Annotated in this window: 15 protein-coding genes; 11 read left to right on the plus strand and 4 right to left on the minus strand. The window is 70.8% G+C overall.

Features of this window, described 5'->3' with window-relative positions:
- Window positions 1-29: 29 nt before the first annotated feature.
- Both ACH41F_RS22400 and ACH41F_RS22405 read right to left on the minus strand, forming a co-directional pair.
- Window positions 30-1,187, minus strand: a complete 1,158-nt coding sequence (locus ACH41F_RS22400) for an acyl-CoA dehydrogenase family protein (RefSeq protein ID WP_391235811.1) — start codon at window positions 1,185-1,187, stop codon at window positions 30-32.
- Between the two features lie 165 nt (window positions 1,188-1,352).
- Window positions 1,353-1,946, minus strand: a complete 594-nt coding sequence (locus tag ACH41F_RS22405) for a TetR family transcriptional regulator (RefSeq protein WP_391235814.1) — start codon at window positions 1,944-1,946, stop codon at window positions 1,353-1,355.
- Window positions 1,947-2,033: 87 nt separating this feature from the next.
- On the opposite strand from ACH41F_RS22405, the gene ACH41F_RS22410 reads away from it, so the two are divergent.
- The 10 genes from ACH41F_RS22410 (at window position 2,034) to ACH41F_RS22455 (ending at window position 15,379) form a co-directional block, all read left to right on the plus strand.
- Window positions 2,034-3,650: a carboxyl transferase domain-containing protein gene (locus tag ACH41F_RS22410; RefSeq protein ID WP_398837094.1), complete on the plus strand. Its 1,617-nt coding sequence runs from the start codon at window positions 2,034-2,036 to the stop codon at window positions 3,648-3,650.
- Window positions 3,651-3,664: 14 nt separating this feature from the next.
- A complete protein-coding gene (locus ACH41F_RS22415) occupies window positions 3,665-5,659 on the plus strand; it encodes a biotin carboxylase N-terminal domain-containing protein (RefSeq protein ID WP_398837096.1) in 1,995 nt (664 codons plus the stop codon).
- Window positions 5,656-6,588: a hydroxymethylglutaryl-CoA lyase gene (locus ACH41F_RS22420; protein WP_398837097.1), complete on the plus strand. Its 933-nt coding sequence runs from the start codon at window positions 5,656-5,658 to the stop codon at window positions 6,586-6,588. Before ACH41F_RS22415 ends, ACH41F_RS22420 begins: the two co-directional genes overlap by 4 nt.
- A 6-nt stretch (window positions 6,589-6,594) precedes the next feature.
- Window positions 6,595-7,755 (plus strand): acyl-CoA dehydrogenase family protein, encoded by a 1,161-nt coding sequence (locus tag ACH41F_RS22425; RefSeq protein WP_398837099.1) that lies wholly within the window; start codon window positions 6,595-6,597, stop codon window positions 7,753-7,755.
- 303 nt (window positions 7,756-8,058) lie between these two features.
- Window positions 8,059-9,105 carry an ABC transporter substrate-binding protein gene (locus ACH41F_RS22430; RefSeq protein ID WP_398837100.1) on the plus strand — a complete coding sequence of 349 codons (1,047 nt, stop codon included), beginning with the start codon at window positions 8,059-8,061 and terminating at the stop codon, window positions 9,103-9,105.
- A 149-nt stretch (window positions 9,106-9,254) separates the two neighbouring features.
- Entirely contained in the window at window positions 9,255-10,136 is an 882-nt protein-coding gene (locus ACH41F_RS22435; RefSeq protein WP_391235832.1) for a siderophore-interacting protein, read from the plus strand.
- Between the two features lie 228 nt (window positions 10,137-10,364).
- Window positions 10,365-11,807 carry a lysine decarboxylase DesA gene (gene desA / locus ACH41F_RS22440; RefSeq protein ID WP_398837102.1) on the plus strand — a complete coding sequence of 481 codons (1,443 nt, stop codon included), beginning with the start codon at window positions 10,365-10,367 and terminating at the stop codon, window positions 11,805-11,807.
- Entirely contained in the window at window positions 11,791-13,068 is a 1,278-nt protein-coding gene (locus ACH41F_RS22445; protein WP_398837104.1) for a lysine N(6)-hydroxylase/L-ornithine N(5)-oxygenase family protein, read from the plus strand. Before desA ends, ACH41F_RS22445 begins: the two co-directional genes overlap by 17 nt.
- Window positions 13,065-13,610: a GNAT family N-acetyltransferase gene (locus tag ACH41F_RS22450; protein WP_391235841.1), complete on the plus strand. Its 546-nt coding sequence runs from the start codon at window positions 13,065-13,067 to the stop codon at window positions 13,608-13,610. The genes ACH41F_RS22445 and ACH41F_RS22450 overlap by 4 nt, the downstream gene beginning before the upstream one ends.
- Complete coding sequence (locus ACH41F_RS22455) at window positions 13,607-15,379, plus strand: IucA/IucC family protein (RefSeq protein ID WP_398837106.1); 1,773 nt, start codon at window positions 13,607-13,609, stop codon at window positions 15,377-15,379. The genes ACH41F_RS22450 and ACH41F_RS22455 overlap by 4 nt, the downstream gene beginning before the upstream one ends.
- A gap of 62 nt (window positions 15,380-15,441) precedes the next feature.
- Here ACH41F_RS22455 and ACH41F_RS22460 read toward each other — a convergent pair whose 3' ends face one another.
- A complete protein-coding gene (locus ACH41F_RS22460; RefSeq protein WP_391235847.1) occupies window positions 15,442-17,043 on the minus strand; it encodes a family 20 glycosylhydrolase in 1,602 nt (533 codons plus the stop codon).
- A gap of 126 nt (window positions 17,044-17,169) precedes the next feature.
- Here ACH41F_RS22460 and ACH41F_RS22465 point away from each other — a divergent pair, with 126 nt between their 5' ends.
- Window positions 17,170-18,060 (plus strand): DUF4429 domain-containing protein, encoded by an 891-nt coding sequence (locus tag ACH41F_RS22465; RefSeq protein ID WP_391235850.1) that lies wholly within the window; start codon window positions 17,170-17,172, stop codon window positions 18,058-18,060.
- Between the two features lie 17 nt (window positions 18,061-18,077).
- Here ACH41F_RS22465 and ACH41F_RS22470 read toward each other — a convergent pair whose 3' ends face one another.
- A complete protein-coding gene (locus ACH41F_RS22470) occupies window positions 18,078-19,634 on the minus strand; it encodes a fibronectin type III domain-containing protein (protein ID WP_391235852.1) in 1,557 nt (518 codons plus the stop codon).
- Between the last annotated feature and the right edge of the window lie 104 nt (window positions 19,635-19,738).

Consider the following 19,738-nt stretch of genomic DNA (forward strand, 5'->3'; position numbering starts at 1 on the left):
GACGCTACGGGCTGGGATTTTCCGGAACCTTACAGCCCCATGTCCTTGGCGATGATCGACTTCATGATCTCGCTGGTGCCGCCGTAGATGCGGTTGACCCGGTTGTCCGCGTACAGGCGGGCGATCGGGTACTCGTTCATGAAGCCGTAGCCGCCGTGCAGCTGGAGGCAGCGGTCGATCACGCGGTGCGCGACCTCGGTGGCGAACAGCTTGGCGCTGGCGGCCTCGGCGGGGGTGAGCTCACCGGCGTCGAGGGCCTCCAGGGCGCGGTCGACGACGGCCTCGGCCGCGTCCACCTCCGCCTGGCAGGCGGCCAGCTCGAACTTGGTGTTCTGGAAGGACGCGACGGGCTTGCCGAAGACGGTGCGCTCCCGGACGTACTCCTTGGCGAACCGGACGGCGGCCTTGGCCTGCGCGTAGGCGCCGAAGGCGATGCCCCAGCGCTCGGAGGCCAGGTTGTGGCCGAGGTAGTAGAAGCCCTTGTTCTCCTCGCCGAGGAGGTCCTCGACCGGGACCTTCACGTCGACGAACGCCAGCTCGGCGGTGTCGGAGGTGCGCAGGCCGAGCTTGTCGAGCTTGCGGCCGATGGAGTAGCCCTCGGACTTGGTGTCCACGGCGAACAGGGAGATGCCGAACCGGCGGTCCTCGGCGGTCGGCGCGGAGGTGCGGGCGCAGACGATCACGCGGTCGGCGTGGACGCCACCGGTGATGAAGGTCTTGGAGCCGTTGAGGACGTAGTGCGTGCCGTCCTCGGAGAGCTTGGCGGTGGTCTTCATGCCCGCGAGGTCGGAGCCGGTGCCCGGCTCGGTCATCGCCAGGGCCCACATCTCCTCGCCGGAGACGAACTTCGGCAGGAAGCGCTTCTTCTGCTCGTCGGTGGCGAGCATCTTGATGTACGGCAGGCCGAGCAGCACGTGCACGCCGGAGCCGCCGAACTGGACGCCCGCGCGGGCCGTCTCCTCGTACATCACGGCCTCGAACTTGTACGAGTCGATGCCGGCGCCGCCGTACTCCTCGTCCACGCGGATGCCGAAGACGCCGAGCTCGGCGAGCTTGTAGTAGAAGTCGCGCGGCGCCTGGCCCGCGGCGAACCACTCGTCGTAGACGGGTACGACCTCGGCCTCGATGAAGGCCCGGAGGGTCTCCCGGAACGCCTCGTGATCCTCGTTGAACACCGTACGGCGCACCGCCGCACCTCCTTTGCGCCTGAGCCGGCGCCGCTGTCGCGTAGGTGGTTGCTCGCCGTCGGGGTTCCTCAACCGATGGTTGCGATCCGCACGGCTAAGCGCTTGCTCATCCACCGTACCGGCCGGTAGCGAGAGCCGTCCAGGGGAACCCGTCCGTAACGCTCGTCACTCCCCGGCCGCCGCGAACGCCCCCCGGGCCATCCGGTGCAGCAGAGCGGCCATGGCGCCGCGGCCCGGCAGCGAGCCGGGGCGCCCCAGGTGCGGTGTCGAGTTCAGCAGGCCGAAGACCGAGTGCACGGCCGAGCGCGCCGTGGGTTCCGTCAGCCCCGGGTACACCTCGCGCACCACGCCCACCCACAGCTCGACGTACTGCCGCTGGAGCTGTCGTACGAGCTTGCGGTCGCTGTCGCGCAGGCGGTCCAGCTCGCGGTCGTGCAGGGTGATCAGGGGGCGGTCGTCGAGCGCGAAGTCGATGTGCCCCTCGATCAGGGAGTCGAGGACCTCCGACGCGCCGGAGCCGTCGACCTCCGCCAGCCGGTGCCGGGCGCCCCTGAGGAGCTGCTCGCTGATCCCCACCAGGAGCTCGGCGAGCATCGCGTCCTTGCCCGCGAAGTGGCGGTACAGCCCCGGGCCGCTGATGCCGACCGCGGCCCCTATCTCGTCCACGCCGACGCCGTGGAAGCCGCGCTCGGCGAAGAGTCGAGCGGCCTCCTTGAGGATCTGCTCGCGGCGGGTGGGGGCGTCGGTTCTGGTGGCCATGGAGGCAATTCTAGACAGGGAGGTTAGCGCTCGTTAACCTGGACGAAATGCGTTAACGCTCATTAACAAGGTGAGGGGATCGCGAGGATGCATCAGGCACCGGAGCTCCACAGCGCGGCGGACCCCGCGTCGGAGGCCTGGCGGGCCAACGAGCGGGGTCACCGGCGACTCGTCGAGGAGCTGCGCGACAAGCTCGCCGCCGCCCGTCTCGGCGGGGGCGAGAAGGCCCGCGCCCGGCACACCGCGCGCGGCAAACTGCTGCCGCGCGACCGGGTCGACGCCCTGCTCGACCCCGGCTCCCCCTTCCTGGAGCTCGCCCCCCTCGCCGCCGACGGGATGTACGAGGGCCAGGCCCCGGCGGCCGGTGTCATCGCCGGGATCGGGCGGGTCAGCGGGCGCGAGTGCGTGATCGTCGCCAACGACGCCACCGTCAAGGGCGGTACCTACTACCCGATGACGGTGAAGAAGCACCTGCGGGCCCAGGAGGTCGCCCTGGAGAACCGGCTGCCCTGCCTCTACCTCGTGGACTCCGGGGGCGCCTTCCTGCCGATGCAGGACGAGGTCTTCCCCGACCGCGACCACTTCGGGCGGATCTTCTTCAACCAGGCCCGGATGTCCGGCGCGGGCATCCCGCAGATCGCCGCGGTCCTCGGCTCCTGCACGGCCGGCGGCGCCTACGTGCCGGCCATGAGCGACGAGGCCGTCATCGTGCGCAACCAGGGCACGATCTTCCTGGGCGGCCCGCCGCTGGTGAAGGCCGCCACCGGCGAGGTCGTCACCGCCGAGGAGCTGGGCGGCGGCGAGGTGCACTCCCGGACCTCCGGGGTCACCGACCACCTCGCCGAGGACGACGCGCACGCCCTGCGGATCGTGCGGGACATCGCCGCGACGCTGCCCGCGCGCGGACCGCTCCCCTGGGAGGCGCGCACCGCCGAGGAGCCCAAGGTCGACCCGTACGGCCTCTACGGCGCCGTGCCCGTCGACTCCCGCACCCCCTACGACGTGCGCGAGATCATCGCCCGCGTCACCGACGGCTCCCGCTTCGCGGAGTTCAAGGCCGAGTTCGGGCAGACCCTGGTCACCGGCTTCGCCCACATCCACGGCCACCCGGTGGGCATCGTCGCCAACAACGGCATCCTCTTCTCCGAGTCCGCCCAGAAGGGCGCCCACTTCATCGAGCTGTGCGACCAGCGCGGCATCCCGCTGCTCTTCCTCCAGAACATCTCCGGCTTCATGGTCGGCAAGGACTACGAGGCGGGCGGCATCGCCAAGCACGGCGCCAAGATGGTCACGGCCGTCGCCTGCACGCGCGTGCCCAAGCTGACCGTCGTGGTCGGCGGGTCCTACGGGGCGGGCAACTACTCCATGTGCGGGCGGGCCTACTCCCCCCGCTTCCTGTGGATGTGGCCCAACGCCAAGATCTCCGTCATGGGCGGCGAGCAGGCCGCCTCGGTCCTCGCGACCGTCAAGCGGGACCAGTTGGAGGCGCGCGGCGAGTCCTGGGCCGCGGAGGAGGAAGAGAGCTTCAAGGACCCGATCCGCGCGCAGTACGAGCGTCAGGGGAACGCCTACTACGCGACGGCCCGGCTGTGGGACGACGGGGTCATCGATCCCCTGGAGACCCGGCAGGTCCTGGGTCTGGCCCTGACCGCCTGCGCCAACGCGCCGCTGGGTGACCCCCAGTTCGGCGTCTTCCGGATGTGAGGGACTTCCACACGATGTTCGACACAGTGCTTGTCGCCAACCGGGGCGAGATCGCGGTCCGCGTGATCCGGACCCTGCGCTCGATGGGGGTGCGTTCCGTCGCCGTCTTCTCCGACGCCGACGCCGACGCCCGGCACGTCCGCGAGGCCGACACCGCGGTACGGATCGGCCCGGCTCCGGCGGCCGAGAGCTATCTGTCGGTGGAGCGGCTGCTCGACGCGGCCGCCCGCACCGGCGCCCAGGCCGTCCACCCCGGGTACGGCTTCCTCGCGGAGAACGCGGCCTTCGCGCGCGCGTGCGCCGACGCGGGGCTGGTCTTCATCGGGCCGCCCGCCGACGCCATCGCCCTGATGGGCGACAAGATCCGCGCCAAGGAGACCGTCCAGGCCGCGGGCGTCCCCGTGGTCCCCGGCGGCCGCGACCCCGAACTGGCCGACGCCGCCCGGGCCCTGGGCGCCCCGGTCCTGCTCAAGCCCTCCGCGGGCGGCGGCGGCAAGGGCATGCGCCTGGTCCGCGACCTCGACCTCCTGGACGAGGAGATCGCGGCCGCCCGCCGCGAGGCCCGCGCCTCCTTCGGTGACGACACCCTCCTCGTCGAGCGTTGGGTCGACCGCCCCCGGCACATCGAGATCCAGGTCCTGGCGGACGGCCACGGCAACGTCGTCCACCTCGGCGAACGCGAGTGCTCGCTCCAGCGCCGCCACCAGAAGATCATCGAGGAGGCGCCCAGCGTCCTGCTCGACGAGGCCACGCGCGCGTCGATGGGCGGCGCGGCGGTCGAGGCGGCCCGCTCCTGCGGCTACCGGGGCGCGGGCACGGTGGAGTTCATCGTCCCGGGCGACGACCCCTCCTCGTACTACTTCATGGAGATGAACACCCGCCTCCAGGTGGAACACCCGGTCACCGAGCTGATCACCGGTCTTGACCTGGTCGAGTGGCAGCTGCGGGTGGCGGCGGGCGAGCGGCTGGGCTTCGGCCAGGACGACGTCACGCTCACCGGGCACGCCGTCGAGGCCCGCATCTGCGCCGAGGACCCCGCGCGCGGGTTCCTGCCGTCCGGCGGCACCGTCCTGCGGCTGCGCGAGCCTGAGGGCGACGGCGTCCGCACCGACTCCGGGCTCAGCGAGGGCACCGAGGTCGGCAGCCTGTACGACCCGATGCTGAGCAAGGTGATCGCGTACGGCCCCGACCGCGCGACCGCGATCCGCAAGCTCCGGGCGGCGCTCGCGGAGACGGTCACGCTCGGCGTGCAGACGAACGCCGGGTTCCTGCGGCGGCTGCTGGGCCATCCGGCGGTCGTGGCGGGCGAGTTGGACACCGGGCTGGTGGAGCGGGAGGTGGCGGGGCTCGTCCCCACCGACGTACCGCCGGAGGTCCACGCGGCCGCTGCGCTGCTGCGGCACGCCGCCCTGGCCCCCGCGCCGGACTCCGGCTGGGTCGACCCGTACTCCGTGCCGAGTGGTTGGCGCCTGGGCGGCGAGCCGGTCTGGACGCCCCACCACCTGCACGCCGCCGGTCACGACCCGCTCACCGTCCGCGTGCGCAGCACCCCGGGCGGCGGGGTGGAGGTGCTGCTCGACGGCGCGGAGACACCCCTCGCGGGGCGGCCGCCGACCCCGGTCAGCGGGGGCCGGTACACCTTCCAGCTCGACGGCCGCACCCACACCTTCACCGCCCTGCCGGACGGCACCTGGCTGGGCCGCGACGGCGACGCCTGGCAGGTGCGCGACCACGACCCGGTGGCCGCCTCCCTCACCGGCGCCCAGCACGCGGGCGCCGACTCGCTCACCGCGCCCATGCCGGGGACGGTGACGGTGGTGAAGGTCGCACTCGGCGACGAAGTGACCGCGGGGCAGAGCCTGTTGGTGGTGGAGGCGATGAAGATGGAGCACGTCGTCTCCGCCCCGCACGCCGGCACGGTCGCCGAACTCGACGTCACCCCCGGCGCGACGGTCGCCATGGACCAGGTGCTCGCCGTGATCGCCCCCCACGAGGAGGCGACGCCGTGAACCTGCCCATGACGGTCCCCGAACCCGGCCTGCCCGCCCGGGTCCGCATCCACGAGGTGGGCGCCCGCGACGGGCTCCAGAACGAGAAGGGCACGGTCCCGACGGCGGTCAAGGCGCAGTTCATCCGCCGCCTGGCCGACGCGGGCCTGACCACGATCGAGGCGACCAGCTTCGTCCACCCCAGGTGGGTGCCCCAACTGGCCGACGCCGAGGAGCTGTTCCCGCAGGTCGCCGACCTCCCGGTGGACCTGCCGGTGCTCGTGCCCAACGAACGCGGCCTGGACCGCGCCCTGGCGCTGAAGGCCACCCGCGTGGCCGTCTTCGCCAGCGCCAGCGAGTCCTTCGCCAAGGCCAACCTCAACCGCACCCTGGACGCCGCGCTCGCGATGTTCGCACCGGTCGTCACGCGCGCCAAGCAGGCCGGCGTCCACGTCCGCGGCTATCTGTCGATGTGCTTCGGCGACCCCTGGGAGGGCCCGGTGCCCGTCCCGCAGGTGGTGGACGTCTGCCGGGCGCTGCTGGAGATGGGCTGCGACGAGCTGAGCCTGGGCGACACCATCGGCGTGGCGACGCCGGGCCACGTCCGGGCCCTGCTAACCGAGCTGACCGGCCACGGCGTGCCCGTGGAGATCCTGGGCGTGCACTTCCACGACACCTACGGCCAGGCCCTCGCCAACACCTACGCCGCCCTCCAGCACGGCGTCACCACGGTCGACGCCTCCGCGGGCGGCCTCGGCGGCTGCCCGTACGCCAAGTCCGCCACCGGCAACCTCGCCACCGAGGACCTCGTGTGGATGCTGCGGGGCCTTGGCATCGACACCGGCGTCGACCTCGACCGTCTGGTCGCCACCAGCGTCTGGATGGCCGAACAACTGGGCCGACCCAGCCCGTCCCGCACCGTCCGAGCCCTGTCCCACAAGGAGCAGTGACCCGCCATGGACCATCGCCTCTCCCCCGAACTCGACGAACTCCGCCGTACGGTCGAGGAGTTCGCGCACGACGTGGTGGCGCCGAAGATCGGCGAGTACTACGAGCACCACGAGTTCCCCTACGAGATCGTCCGCGAGATGGGCCGCATGGGCCTGTTCGGCCTGCCCTTCCCGGAGGAGTACGGCGGCATGGGCGGCGACTACCTGGCGCTGGGCGTGGCCCTGGAGGAACTGGCGCGGGTGGACTCCTCGGTGGCCATCACCCTGGAGGCGGGGGTGTCGCTGGGCGCGATGCCGCTCCACCTGTACGGCACGGAGGCGCAGAAGCGGGAGTGGCTCCCCCGGCTGTGCTCGGGCGAGATCCTGGGCGCGTTCGGGCTGACGGAGCCGGACGGCGGCAGCGACGCGGGCGGGACCCGTACGACGGCCCGCCTGGACGAGTCGACGAACGAGTGGGTGATCAACGGCACCAAGTGCTTCATCACCAACTCGGGCACGGACATCACGGGCCTGGTGACGGTCACGGCGGTCACCGGCCGCAAGCCGGACGGCAAGCCGCTGATCTCCTCGATCATCGTCCCCTCCGGCACCCCGGGCTTCTCGGTCGCGGCCCCGTACTCCAAGGTCGGCTGGAACGCCTCCGACACCCGGGAGCTGTCCTTCACCGACGTCCGGGTCCCGGCGGAGAACCTGCTGGGCACCGAGGGCCGCGGCTACGCCCAGTTCCTGCGCATCCTCGACGAGGGCCGCATCGCGATCGCGGCGCTGGCGACGGGGCTGGCCCAGGGCTGTGTGGACGAGTCGGTGAAGTACGCCAAGGAGCGCCACGCCTTCGGCCGCCCGATCGGCTCCAACCAGGCCATCCAGTTCAAGATCGCCGACATGGAGATGAAGGCCCACACGGCGAGGCTGGCGTGGCGGGATGCCGCCTCCCGCCTGGTCTCGGGCGAGCCCTTCAAGAAGGAGGCGGCCCTCGCCAAGCTGTACTCCTCGACGGTCGCCGTGGACAACGCCCGCGACGCCACCCAGGTGCACGGCGGCTACGGCTTCATGAACGAGTACCCGGTGGCCCGCATGTGGCGCGACTCCAAGATCCTGGAGATCGGGGAGGGCACGAGCGAGGTGCAGCGGATGCTGATCGCACGGGAACTCGGCCTGACGAGCTGAGGAATGACGTCGGCCCGACTCCGAGGGACTCGGGCCGACGTCCTGCGGGCACCGCGGACCGCGTACGAGCCACCGGCCACCCCGTGATCGGCTCGCCGTTCACTCCTGCCCCAGATCCGCAGCCGCCCAACAGGCGTTGTTTGCAAGGAAGTTGGGTCCCGCAAGCCTCGACCACCCACCCCACAGGGGTCGCACAGCTTTCGATCGAAGGGGGCCCACCCCTGGACAAGCGATGAGGTTAGGCTAACCTTCATTCGAACTTGTCCGGCGGGCGATCCGCCCCGTTCGAAAGCAGCCACACACATGTCCAACGCCAGAGCCACCCACCTCACCCGCCGTGGCATCCTCGCCGCGGGCGGCGCCCTCGGCCTCGGTGCCGTGCTCGCAGCCTGCGGTGACGACGACGCGAAAAGCGGTGGTTCTGACACGGGGACGACCGCAGCGAAGTCCGGCCCCTGGACGTTCAAGGACGACCGCGGCAAGACCGTCTCGCTCGACAAGGTCCCCGCGAACATCGTCGCGTTCACCGGTGTCGCCGCCGCGCTGTACGACTACGGCATCTCCGTGAAGGGCGTCTTCGGCCCCACGAAGACCACCGACGGCAAGGCCGACGTGCAGGCCGGCGACATGGACATCTCCAAGGTCGAGATCCTCGGCAACGTCTGGGACCAGTTCAACGTCGAGAAGTACGCCGCGCTCGCCCCGGACGTCCTCATCACCACGATGTTCGACGACGCCGGCACCCTCTGGTACGTCCCCGCGGCCTCCGCCGACAAGATCGCCAAGCTCGCCCCGAGCGTCGGCATCTCCGTCTACGACCGCCAGATCACCGAGCCGCTTCAGCGCATGTGGGAGCTGGCCGAGTCCCTGGGCGCCGACATGAAGGCCGCGAAGGTGACCGAGGCCAAGAAGAAGTTCGAGGCCGCCGCGACCCGGCTGCGCGCCGCCGCCAAGGCGAAGCCCGACATCAAGGTGCTGGCCGGTTCCGCGAGCCAGGACATCTTCTACGTCTCCGGCACCAACCTCTCCATCGACCTGGAGTACTTCAAGGCCCTCGGCGTGAACTTCGTCGAGCCCCCGGAGAAGGCCAAGGCGAAGGGCGGCGGCTGGTACGAGTCGCTGAGCTGGGAGAACGTCGACAAGTACCCGGCCGACATCATCATGATGGACGACCGCTCCTCGACGATCCAGCCGGCCGACATCACCGAGGCCACCTGGAAGAAGCTGCCCGCGGTCAAGGCCGGGCAGGTCATCTCCCGTTCGCCCGAGCCGATCCTGTCCTACGACAAGTGCACGCCGCTGCTCGAGACGCTCGCCGAGGCCCTCGAGAACGCGAAGAAGGTCAGCTGAAGAACGTCGGCTGAAGAAGGTCAGCTGAGGAACGTCAGCTGAGGAACGGGGCTCGATGCCGTGGTGAACTGCGGGCCGGTTGCGGCTGGTCGCGCAGTTCCCCGCGCCCCTGAAAAACGTCACTTCGCCCCCCGAGCAGGAGCGCACCCATGACCACCGCCGTCGCCGCCCCGTTCCGCTTCTTCTCCCTGCACGTCGTACGGACGCTGCGGCTCGGGCCGTCGCTGGTCCGGATCACCTTCGCCGGGGACGAGTTGCGGGAGTTCTGCTCCCACGGGCGGGACCAGTCGCTGTCGTTGTTCCTGCCGCACCCGGGGCAGACCGAGCCCGCGGTCCCGATCGAGCTCGGTGACGGCTGGTGGCAGGCGTGGCGTGAACTCCCCGACGACGTACGGGCCGTGATGCGCTCGTACACACTGCGCGCCCTGCGCCGCGACGCGTTGGGCAACACCACCGAGATCGACATCGACTTCGTCCTGCACGGCGTCGAGCCCGGCGCGTCCACCCCGGCGGGCCCCGCCTCCCGCTGGGCCTCGCGCGCCGCCGCCGGTGACCGCGTCCTGCTGCTGGGCCCGGCGATCGCCGACAACCGGGCCATCCGGTTCCGGCCCGCGGAGGGCACCGACCTCGTGCTGATCTGGGGTGACGAGACCGCGCTCCCGGCCGCGTCCGCGATCGTCGAGTCGCTGCCGGCCGGCACCCGGGCCCGGGTCTGGCTGGAGGTGCAGCACGCCGCGGACATCCAGGACCTGGTGACCGAGGCGGACGCCGAGATCACCTGGTTCGTGCGCGACCGGTGCGCAGGCGGGCCGGAGGGCGCCGAGGGGTCCCCCATGGCCCTCGGCGCCATCCGTGCCGCCCATCTCCCGCCCGCGACGCGCCCGTACGTGTGGATCGCGGGCGAGTCGAGCCGCGTGAAGCAGCTGCGCCGGCACTTCGTCGGCGAGCGCGGTGTGGACCGCCGCAGCGTCACCTTCGTCGGCTACTGGCGGCAGGGCCTGACCGAGGAGCAGCTCCGCGCCGCGGAGTGACCCCGAAGCGACACCCACCGCCGCACGCCCCCGGCTCCCCGGCGCGCGGCGGCGAGTGCTGCGCAGGCGGTGCCGGCCGCGGCGGACGTGATCGTCGTCACGGATGACGCCGCACTTGATCCAACGTACTTAAGTTAGGCTAACCTAAGTAACGCCAAGCGAGATCGAAATCGCGTCCCCACCCCCGTCCGCCCCGCACGGACTGCTCCCCACCGGAGGACCCCCAGCATGCGCTCGCACCTGCTCAATGACACGACCGCGGAGCAGTACCGCCGCTCCGTGACCGAAGGTATCGAGCGGGTGGCAGCCAAACTCGCCGCCACCGACCGTCCGTTCAGCGGTGTCACCGTCGACGCCCTCGCCCCCACCATCGACGCGATCGACCTCGACAAGCCGCTGCTCGACACCGCGGCGGTCCTCGACGAGCTGGAGGACGTCTACCTCCGCGACGCGGTCTACTTCCACCACCCGCGCTACCTCGCCCACCTCAACTGCCCGGTCGTCATACCGGCCGTGCTCGGCGAGGCGATCCTCTCCGCGGTCAACTCCTCCCTGGACACCTGGGACCAGTCGGCCGGTGGCACGCTCATCGAGCGCAAGCTCATCGACTGGACGAACGCGCGGATCGGGCTCGGCCCGAACGCCGACGGCGTCTTCACCTCCGGCGGCTCCCAGTCCAACCTCCAGGCCCTCCTCCTCGCCCGCGAGGAGGCCAAGACCGACTCCCTCGCGAAACTGCGCATCTTCGCCTCCGAGGTCAGCCACTTCAGCGTGAAGAAGTCCGCGAAGCTGCTGGGCCTCGGCCAGGACGCCGTGGTCTCCCTCCCGGTCGACCAGAACAAGCGCCTCCAGACCGTCGCGCTCGCCCATGAGCTGGAGCGCTGCAAGGCCGACGGCCTCGTCCCCATGGCCGTCGTCGCCACCGCCGGCACCACCGACTTCGGCTCCATCGACCCGCTGCCCGAGATCGCCGAGCTGTGCGAGCAGTACGGCGCCTGGATGCACGTCGACGCCGCCTACGGCTGCGGACTGCTCGCCTCGGTGAAGTACCGCGGCCGCATCGACGGCATCGAGCGCGCCGACTCGGTCACCGTCGACTACCACAAGTCCTTCTTCCAGCCGGTGAGTTCCTCCGCCGTGCTGGTCCGGGACGCGGCCACGCTGCGGCACGCCACCTACCACGCGGAGTACCTCAACCCGCGCCGCATGGTGCAGGAACGCATCCCCAACCAGGTGGACAAGTCCCTCCAGACCACCCGCCGCTTCGACGCCCTCAAGCTGTGGATGACCCTGCGCGTGATGGGCGCCGACGGCATCGGGCAGCTCTTCGACGAGGTGTGCGACCTCGCGGTGGAGGGCTGGCGGATCCTCGCCGCCGACCCGCGCTACGACGTGGTCGTCGAGCCCACGCTGTCCACCCTGGTCTTCCGCTACATCCCGGCCGCCGTGACCGACCCGGCCGAGATCGACCGCGCCAACCTGTACGCCCGCAAGGCCCTGTTCGCCTCCGGCGACGCGGTGGTCGCGGGCACCAAGGTCGGCGGTCGCCACTATCTGAAGTTCACCCTGCTCAACCCCGAGACGACGACCGACGACATCGCGGCCGTCCTCGACCTGATCGCCGGCCACGCCGAGCAGTACCTGGGAGAGTCCCTTGACCGCGCGTCCTGAAAACCCGACCACGGCCCTCGACTTCGTGGGGATCGGGCTCGGCCCCTTCAACCTCGGCCTGGCCTGTCTCACCGAGCCCATCGACGAACTCCACGGTGTCTTCCTGGAGTCGAAGCCCGACTTCGAGTGGCACGCGGGCATGTTCCTCGAAGGGGCCCACCTCCAGACGCCGTTCATGTCGGACCTGGTCACCCTGGCCGACCCGACCTCGCCGTACTCCTTCCTGAACTACCTGAAGGAGAAGGGCCGGCTGTACTCGTTCTACATCCGCGAGAACTTCTACCCGCTGCGGGTGGAGTACGACGACTACTGCCGCTGGGCCGCGAACAAGCTGAGCAGCGTGCGCTTCTCCACGACCGTCGCGGAGGTCACCTACGAGGACGAGCTGTACGTGGTCAGGACCGAGGCCGGCGAGGTCTTCCGCGCCCGCCACCTCGTCCTGGGCACCGGCACCTCCCCGCACTACCCGGCGGCCGTGCGGGGCCTCGGCGGGGACTTCTTCCACAACTCCCAATACATGCAGCACAAGGCGGAGCTCCAGAAGAAGGACTCGATCACGATCGTCGGCTCCGGTCAGTCCGCCGCCGAGATCTACCACGACCTGCTCAGCGAGATCGACGTCCACGGCTACCGGTTGAACTGGGTGACGCGCTCCCCGCGCTTCTTCCCCCTCGAATACACCAAGCTGACGCTGGAGATGACCTCCCCGGAGTACATCGACTACTACCGGGAGCTGCCGGAGAGCACCCGCTACCGGCTCACCGCCGAGCAGAAGGGCCTGTTCAAGGGCATCGACGGCGACCTCATCAACGAGATCTTCGACCTGCTCTACCAGAAGAACCTCGGCGGCCCCGTCCCCACCCGACTGCTGACCAACTCCTCGCTGAACGCCGCCCGGTACGAGAACGGCACGTACACCCTCTCCTTCCGCCAGGAGGAGCAGGAGAAGGACTACGAGCTCCAGACCCAGGGCCTGGTCCTCGCCACCGGCTACCGGTACGCCGAGCCGGAGTTCCTCGCGCCGGTCCAGGACCGTCTGGTGCGTGACGCGCACGGCAACTTCGACGTCGCCCGCAACTACTCGATCGACGTCACCGGCCGCGGGGTCTTCCTCCAGAACGCCGGCGTGCACACCCACAGCATCACCTCGCCCGACCTGGGCATGGGCGCGTACCGCAACAGCTACATCATCCGCGAGCTGCTCGGCAGCGAGTACTACCCGGTCGAGAAGACCATCGCGTTCCAGGAGTTCTCCGTATGACCACCCCCCACACCTTCACCTTCCGCCCGCTCGACCCGCTCAAGGACGCCGAGCTGCTGCACGGCTGGGTCACCCACCCCAAGGCCGCGTTCTGGATGATGCAGGACGCCAAACTGGAGGACGTCGAGCGCGCGTACATGGAGATCGCCGCCGACGAGCACCACCACGCACTGCTGGGCCTCGACCGCCACGGCGTCCCCGCCTTCCTGATGGAGAGGTACGACCCCGCCCACCGGGAACTGGTCGGCCTGTACGAGCCGCGGCCGGGCGATGTCGGCATGCACTTCCTCACGCCCGCGACCGACACCCCCGTGCACGGCTTCACCCGGTCCGTCATCACCGCCGTCATGGCCCACCTCTTCGAGGACCCGGCCGTCGAGCGGGTCGTCGTCGAGCCGGACGTCTCCAACAAGGCCGTCCACGCCCTGAACGAGGCCGTCGGGTTCGTGCCCGAGCGGGAGATCCAGAAGCCGGAGAAGAAGGCGCTGCTCAGCTTCTGCACCCGGGAGCAGTTCTACGCGGCGACGGCGGTGACCGCATGACCCTCGCCGACTCCGTCGCCCACCTCTCCCCCGAACGCTGGGAGCAGGCCAACCGCCTCCTGCTGCGCAAGGCCCTCGCCGAGTTCGCCCACGAGCGGCTCATCACGCCCGAGGCCACCGCCGACGGCCGCTTCGAGGTCCGCAGCGACGACGGTCTGACCCGCTACCGGTTCACCGCCGTCCGCCGCGCCCTCGACCACTGGCAGGTCGACGCCGACTCGATCTCCCGTCACCGGGACGGCGTCGACCTCCCCCTCGCCGCGCTGGACTTCTTCATCGAGCTGCGGCAGGCGCTGGGCCTGAGCGACGAGATCCTGCCGGTCTACCTGGAGGAGATCTCCTCCACCCTCTCCGGCACCTGCTACAAGCTCACCAAGCCCCAAATCCCGGTCGAGGAGCTGGCGGAGAGCGGCTTCCAGGCCATCGAGACCGGTATGACCGAGGGCCACCCCTGCTTCGTCGCCAACAACGGCCGGCTCGGCTTCGGCATCCACGAGTACCTGGCGTACGCCCCCGAGACCGCGAGCCCCGTCCGTCTGGTCTGGCTCGCCGCCCACCGCTCGCGCGCCGCGTTCACGGCCGGGGTCGGGATCGAGTACGAGACCTTCGTACGGCAGGAGTTGGGCGAGGAGACGGTCGAGCGCTTCCACGCCACGCTCACCGACCAGGGCCTCGACCCGGCCGACTACCTCCTCATCCCCGTGCACCCCTGGCAGTGGTGGAACAAGCTGTCCGTCACCTTCGCCGCCGAGGTCGCCCGCCGGCACCTGGTCTGTCTGGGCGAGGGCGACGACGAGTACCTGGCCCAGCAGTCCATCCGGACCTTCTTCAACCGCTCCAGCCCCGAGAAGCACTACGTGAAGACGGCCCTGTCCGTCATCAACATGGGCTTCATGCGCGGCCTGTCGGCGGCCTACATGGAGGCGACCCCGGCGATCAACGACTGGCTGGCCCAGCTCATCGACAACGACCCCGTGCTGAAGTCGACGGGCCTGTCGATCATCCGCGAGCGCGCCGCCGTCGGCTACCGGCACCTGGAGTACGAGGCGGCGACCGACCGCTACTCGCCGTACCGCAAGATGCTGGCCGCGCTGTGGCGCGAGAGCCCGGTGAACCTCCTGGGGGACGGCGAGTCCCTGGCCACCATGGCCTCCCTGGTCCACGTCGACCACGAGGGCAGGTCCTTCGCGGGCGCGCTGATCGAGCGGTCGGGCCTGAAGCCCACCGCATGGCTCCGCCGCTACCTGACGGCGTACTTCACCCCGCTGCTGCACAGCTTCTACGCCTACGACCTGGTCTACATGCCGCACGGCGAGAACGTGATCCTCGTGCTGAAGGACGGGGTCGTCGAGCGCGCGATCTACAAGGACATCGCCGAGGAGATCGCGGTCATGGACGTCGACGCGGTGCTGCCGCCCGCGGTCGAACGGCTGCGCGTGGACGTCCCGGAGGACACGAAGCTCCTGTCGATCTTCACGGACGTCTTCGACTGCTTCTTCCGCTTCCTCGCCGCGAACCTGGCCGCCGAGGGCGTTCTTGCGGAGGACGACTTCTGGCGGACGGTCGCGGAGGTCACCCGCGAGTACCAGGCTTCGGTGCCCGAACTCGCCGACAAGTTCCGGCAGTACGACATGTTCGCCCCGGAGTTCGCCCTGTCCTGCCTCAACCGCCTCCAGCTGCGCGACAACCGGCAGATGGTGGACCTGTCGGACCCGGCGGGCGCGTTGCAGCTGGTGGGCACCCTCGAGAACCCCATCGCGGGGTTCTGAGCCGGAGCCGGACGGGCGCCCCGGGGTACGGTCCCCCGGGGCGCCCGTCCACGTACGGTCGACTAGCCCGCGGGCCAGGGCACCTGCGGCGACCGGTAGTAGTTGATCCCCAGTGCTTCCCACCGCGGCCCCTGCGCGGCGAGCCGCACCTTGTACCGCTCCCAGTCGTGCGTGGCGGCCGGCGACCAGCCGAGCTCGGCCGCCCCCGCCAGCCTGGGGAAGGCCATGTACTCGAGGTCGTCGGAGGTGGTGAGGGTCTCGGTCCACATCGGCGCCTCGACACCGCGGATCGCCTCGTCCGGCACGCCCGGCAGGTAGTCGCCCGGATCCCAGTCGTACGCCCGCCTCACCTCCACCAGCCCCGCCCAGTCCAGCCCCAGGGGGGTGTCCGCGGTGTACTTCATGTCGAGGTAGACCCGGTCGGCCGGGGACAGCACGATCCCGGTCCCGGCCCGCGCGGCCGCCGCGACCCGCTCCTTCTCCTGCGCGCTCGTCCCGTCCAGCCCCCAGTACTGGGCCACCGCGCCCCTCGCCGGGGTCGCCCCGGTCAGCTGGTGCCAACCGACCACGGTCTTGCCGTACTTCGCGACGACCGGCTGCACCCGGTCCATGAACTTCACGTAGTCCTCGTGGCTCGTGGAGTGCGCCTCGTCCCCGCCGATGTGCAGGTACCGGCCCGGTGTGAGCTCCGCCAGCTCCCGGATCACGTCGTCCACGAAGTCGTAGGTGACGTCCTTGCCGACGCACAGCGAGCTGAAGCCGACCTCGGTGCCGGTGTACAGCGGGGGTGCCACGCCGTCGCAGTTGAGCTCGGCGTAGGAGGCGAGGGCCGCGTTGGTGTGGCCCGGCATGTCGATCTCGGGGACGACCTCCAGATGGCGGGAGGCGGCGTAGCGCACGATCTCCTGGTAGTCGGCCTTGGTGTAGTGGCCGCCGGGCCCGCCGCCGACCTGCGTGGAGCCGCCGTGGGCGGCGAGCCTCGGCCAGGAGTCGACGGCGATCCGCCAGCCCTGGTCGTCGCTCAGGTGCAGATGCAGCGTGTTGATCTTGTACAGGGCGAGCTGGTCGACGTACCGCTTGACCTGCTCGACGGTGAAGAAGTGCCGGGAGACGTCCAGCATCGCGCCGCGCCAGCCGTAGCGCGGGCTGTCCGTGATCGTGCCGCCCGCGACCAGCCAGGGTCCGGGCTGGACCGAGTCCTTCTCGACGGCGGCCGGGAGGAGCTGGCGCAGGGTCTGCGCGCCGTGGAAGAGGCCCGCGGGCCGGGCGGCGGTGATGGTGACGCCCTGGGCGCCGCTGTCGAGCCGGTAGCCCTCGGCCCCGAACGGGCCCTCGGCCAGCCGCAGCCGGATGCCCCCGCGCCCGCCGGAGGTGACCGGCAGCGGGTACCCGGTCGAGGGCCGCAGGACGTCCGCGACGTACTCGCCGACGCGGCGCGCCTCCGGGCCGCCGTCGACACGGATGTGCGTGCCGCGGGTGATGCGGTACGGCGAACCGCCCGGCGCGACCGAGGCGGGCGCCGGCACCACCTCGTCGAGGGGCCGCGCCCCGGCGCCGGGCGCCGAGGGTGCCGCCCCGACGGTGAAGGAGCCCGCGGCCGCCATCAGCAGCAACGAGCCGAGCAGTCGGGTCATACGGGGAGTGGTGCGGTGGCGCGGTCTCACGGCGGCCCCCTTCGGCCCTGAATTGGTAGAGACCAACTCTGCGACGGCCACCCCGCCGCCGTCCACCCCACGGGCGTCGACGCCGCGCCCCCTGGGCAACCGGGCCTGGAATGCCAGACTTTGCCCATGGCGGAAATCATCCAGCGGGACGGCACCTGGGCCTTCGACGGCGACGCCCTGCGGCTGACCCCGGGACGCGACAAGAGCGTGAGCCTGTTCCGCCGGACCCTGGGTGAACTGGTCGTCCCGCTGGGCGCGTTGGCCGGCGTCTCCTTCGAGCAGGGACGCAGGGCGGGACGGCTCAGGCTGCGGCTGCGCGACGGCTCCGACCCGCTGCTGCACGCCGTCGGCGGCCGGCTGACCGAGCCCGACGACCCGTACCAGCTCATCGTCGAGGCCGACCGCTACGGCGTCGCCGAGTACCTCGTGGACCAGGTGCGCTCCGCCCTGGCGCTGGACCGGGTGCCGGCCGCGCCGGTCGCCGCGTACCTGCTGCCGGGTCCGGCGGTGCCGCTGTCCTTCTCCGCCGGGGACGGCACCGCGAGCTTCGACGGGGAGCACGTCCGGCTGGAGTGGAACTGGTGGACGGAGGACGCCAAGGCGGCCGCGGGCATCCGCACCCTCGCCCTCGCCGACCTGGCCGCCGTGGAGTGGCGCCCGGCGGTCGGCCTGGAGAACGGCTGCCTCCGCTTCCGGCTGCGCGACGCGCCCACCGAGACGCCGGCGAAGTACGACCCGCACGCGGTGGAGCTGTGGGGCTTCAAGAAGGACGCGCTGATGGCCCTGGTCGCGGCGGCCGTCCAGGCCAGGCTCCCCCACCCGGCCCGGACGGCCGCCACGGACATGACCAGGGCCCCCGGGACCCGACCGGAGCCGCCCTCTCCTCCGGTCGCCGCCGAGGACGACCACGACGCCCTCCTGCGCCGGCTGCGCGAGCTCGGCGAGCTGCGCCGCACCGGGGTGCTGACGGAGGAGGAGTTCACCCTGGCCAAACAGGCGGTCCTCAAGCGGATGTGACCGCCCGCGCGGGAGGGCTACCTGGCCTTGCGGGCCACCGTGAAGTGGTCGATCCGCTCACCGGTCTCGGCGATGCCCGACACCCTCAGCCGGGCGAGGTGGCCGCGCGGGGCGGGCTCCACGTCCACCCGCAGGAAGGAGTAGTCGAGGTAGCGCACCCGGGACCAGTCGACGGTCTCGTCGACCTTGCCGTCCTTGGTGTTGACGAAGGAGGCCACGGACTCGACCTCGTTCTGGTGCCCCTCGTAGGAGTCCGGCGCGGAGAAGGCGTACAGGCTGCGCCCGGCCGCGCCCGCCGTCACGTACACCACGCCCTCGGTCTCGGGGTAGGCCGTCTCGCCGATCGGGAGCTTCTTGGCGACCTTGTTCCCCTTGATGACGTCGGTGCGCTCGTACTGGTGGTTGTGGCCGTTGATGACCAGGTCCACCGTGTACTTCTCGAACAGCGGCACCCACTCCTGCCGCACCCCGCCCTCGGAGGCGTGCGCGGTGGAGGTGCAGTAGGCGCAGTGGTGGAAGAACACGATGACGAAGTCGATGTCCCGCGCGGCCCGGTACTTCTTCAGCTGCCGCTCGAACCACGTGGTCTGGGTGCCGCCGGACAGGCCGAGGTTGGCGGGGATCTCGTACGAGATGTCGTTCGGGTCGAGCGAGATGATCGCGGTGTTGCCGTAGACGAAGGAGTAGACGCCCGGCAGGTTCTTGCGGTCCGGTCCGTTGTCGGGGAGCGTGAAGCGGGCCTCCTCGCCGCCGTAGCCGTTGGGCGAGTACCAGGCCTCCATGTCGTGGTTGCCGTAACTCACCATCCACGGCACCGACTTGGCGACCGACTCGGTCTGGGCGAGGAACTGGTCCCACACCCGCGCGTCGAAGCCGGTGTCGGACGGCTTGCCCTGCCCGGCCGGGTCGGCGTACGCGATGTCGCCGGCGTGCAGGTGGAAGACCGGGTTCTGGCCGAGGAGCAGGCTGTCGTTGGCCAGGCCGTGGTAGCTGACGCCCTGGTCGCCGAAGGCCGTGAAGGTGAACGGCGTCTTGTGCGCGGGGGCGGTGGTGAAGGTGCCCAGGGTGCCGGCGAGGTGCGGGGCGGCCGGGTCGAAGCCCTGGTGGCCGACGCCGTAGTAGTAGGTCCGGCCGGGCTTGAGGTGGGTCAGCTTGGCGTGCACGTAGTACTGCGTGTGGTCGGCGCTCACGCCGACGCCGGCGGGCGTGTGGAGGGTGCGCACCTCGGCCTCGATCTTGCGGGAGAGGTCCCAGGGGTGGACGCCGACGCGGATAAAGGGCTTCTTGACGGCGACGGGGACCTGCCAGGAGACGGTCATCTCGGTGCGCGGGTCGTTGCCGTAGGCGAGGTGGCGGCCGAAGGGGGCGACGAGCGCGCCGTCGACGGTCTCGGTGCGCGGAGCGGCCATGGGGGTGGCCTGTGCGGTGGCGCCGGGTGTGAACGCGCCACCGGCGACGGCGCCCAGGGTGACGGCACCGCCCCTGATCATCGTGCGCCGGGAGAATCTGGCGCGCAGGTACTCGTGCTGCTCGGCCATGCTCATGCGGTCGGCGAGCCGCTCGGGTACGCCCATGCGAGGAATGTCCATGGCGTCTGAAACTCGTCCCCCGAGGCAACGAAAGGCAAGACGGCGAGTGGCCGGTTCACGAACACGGCCTCATAAGAGATTCAATGTTC

It is taken from the genome of Streptomyces sp. NPDC020489, from assembly GCF_044386545.1.
Classification (GTDB): Bacteria; Actinomycetota; Actinomycetes; order Streptomycetales; family Streptomycetaceae; genus Streptomyces.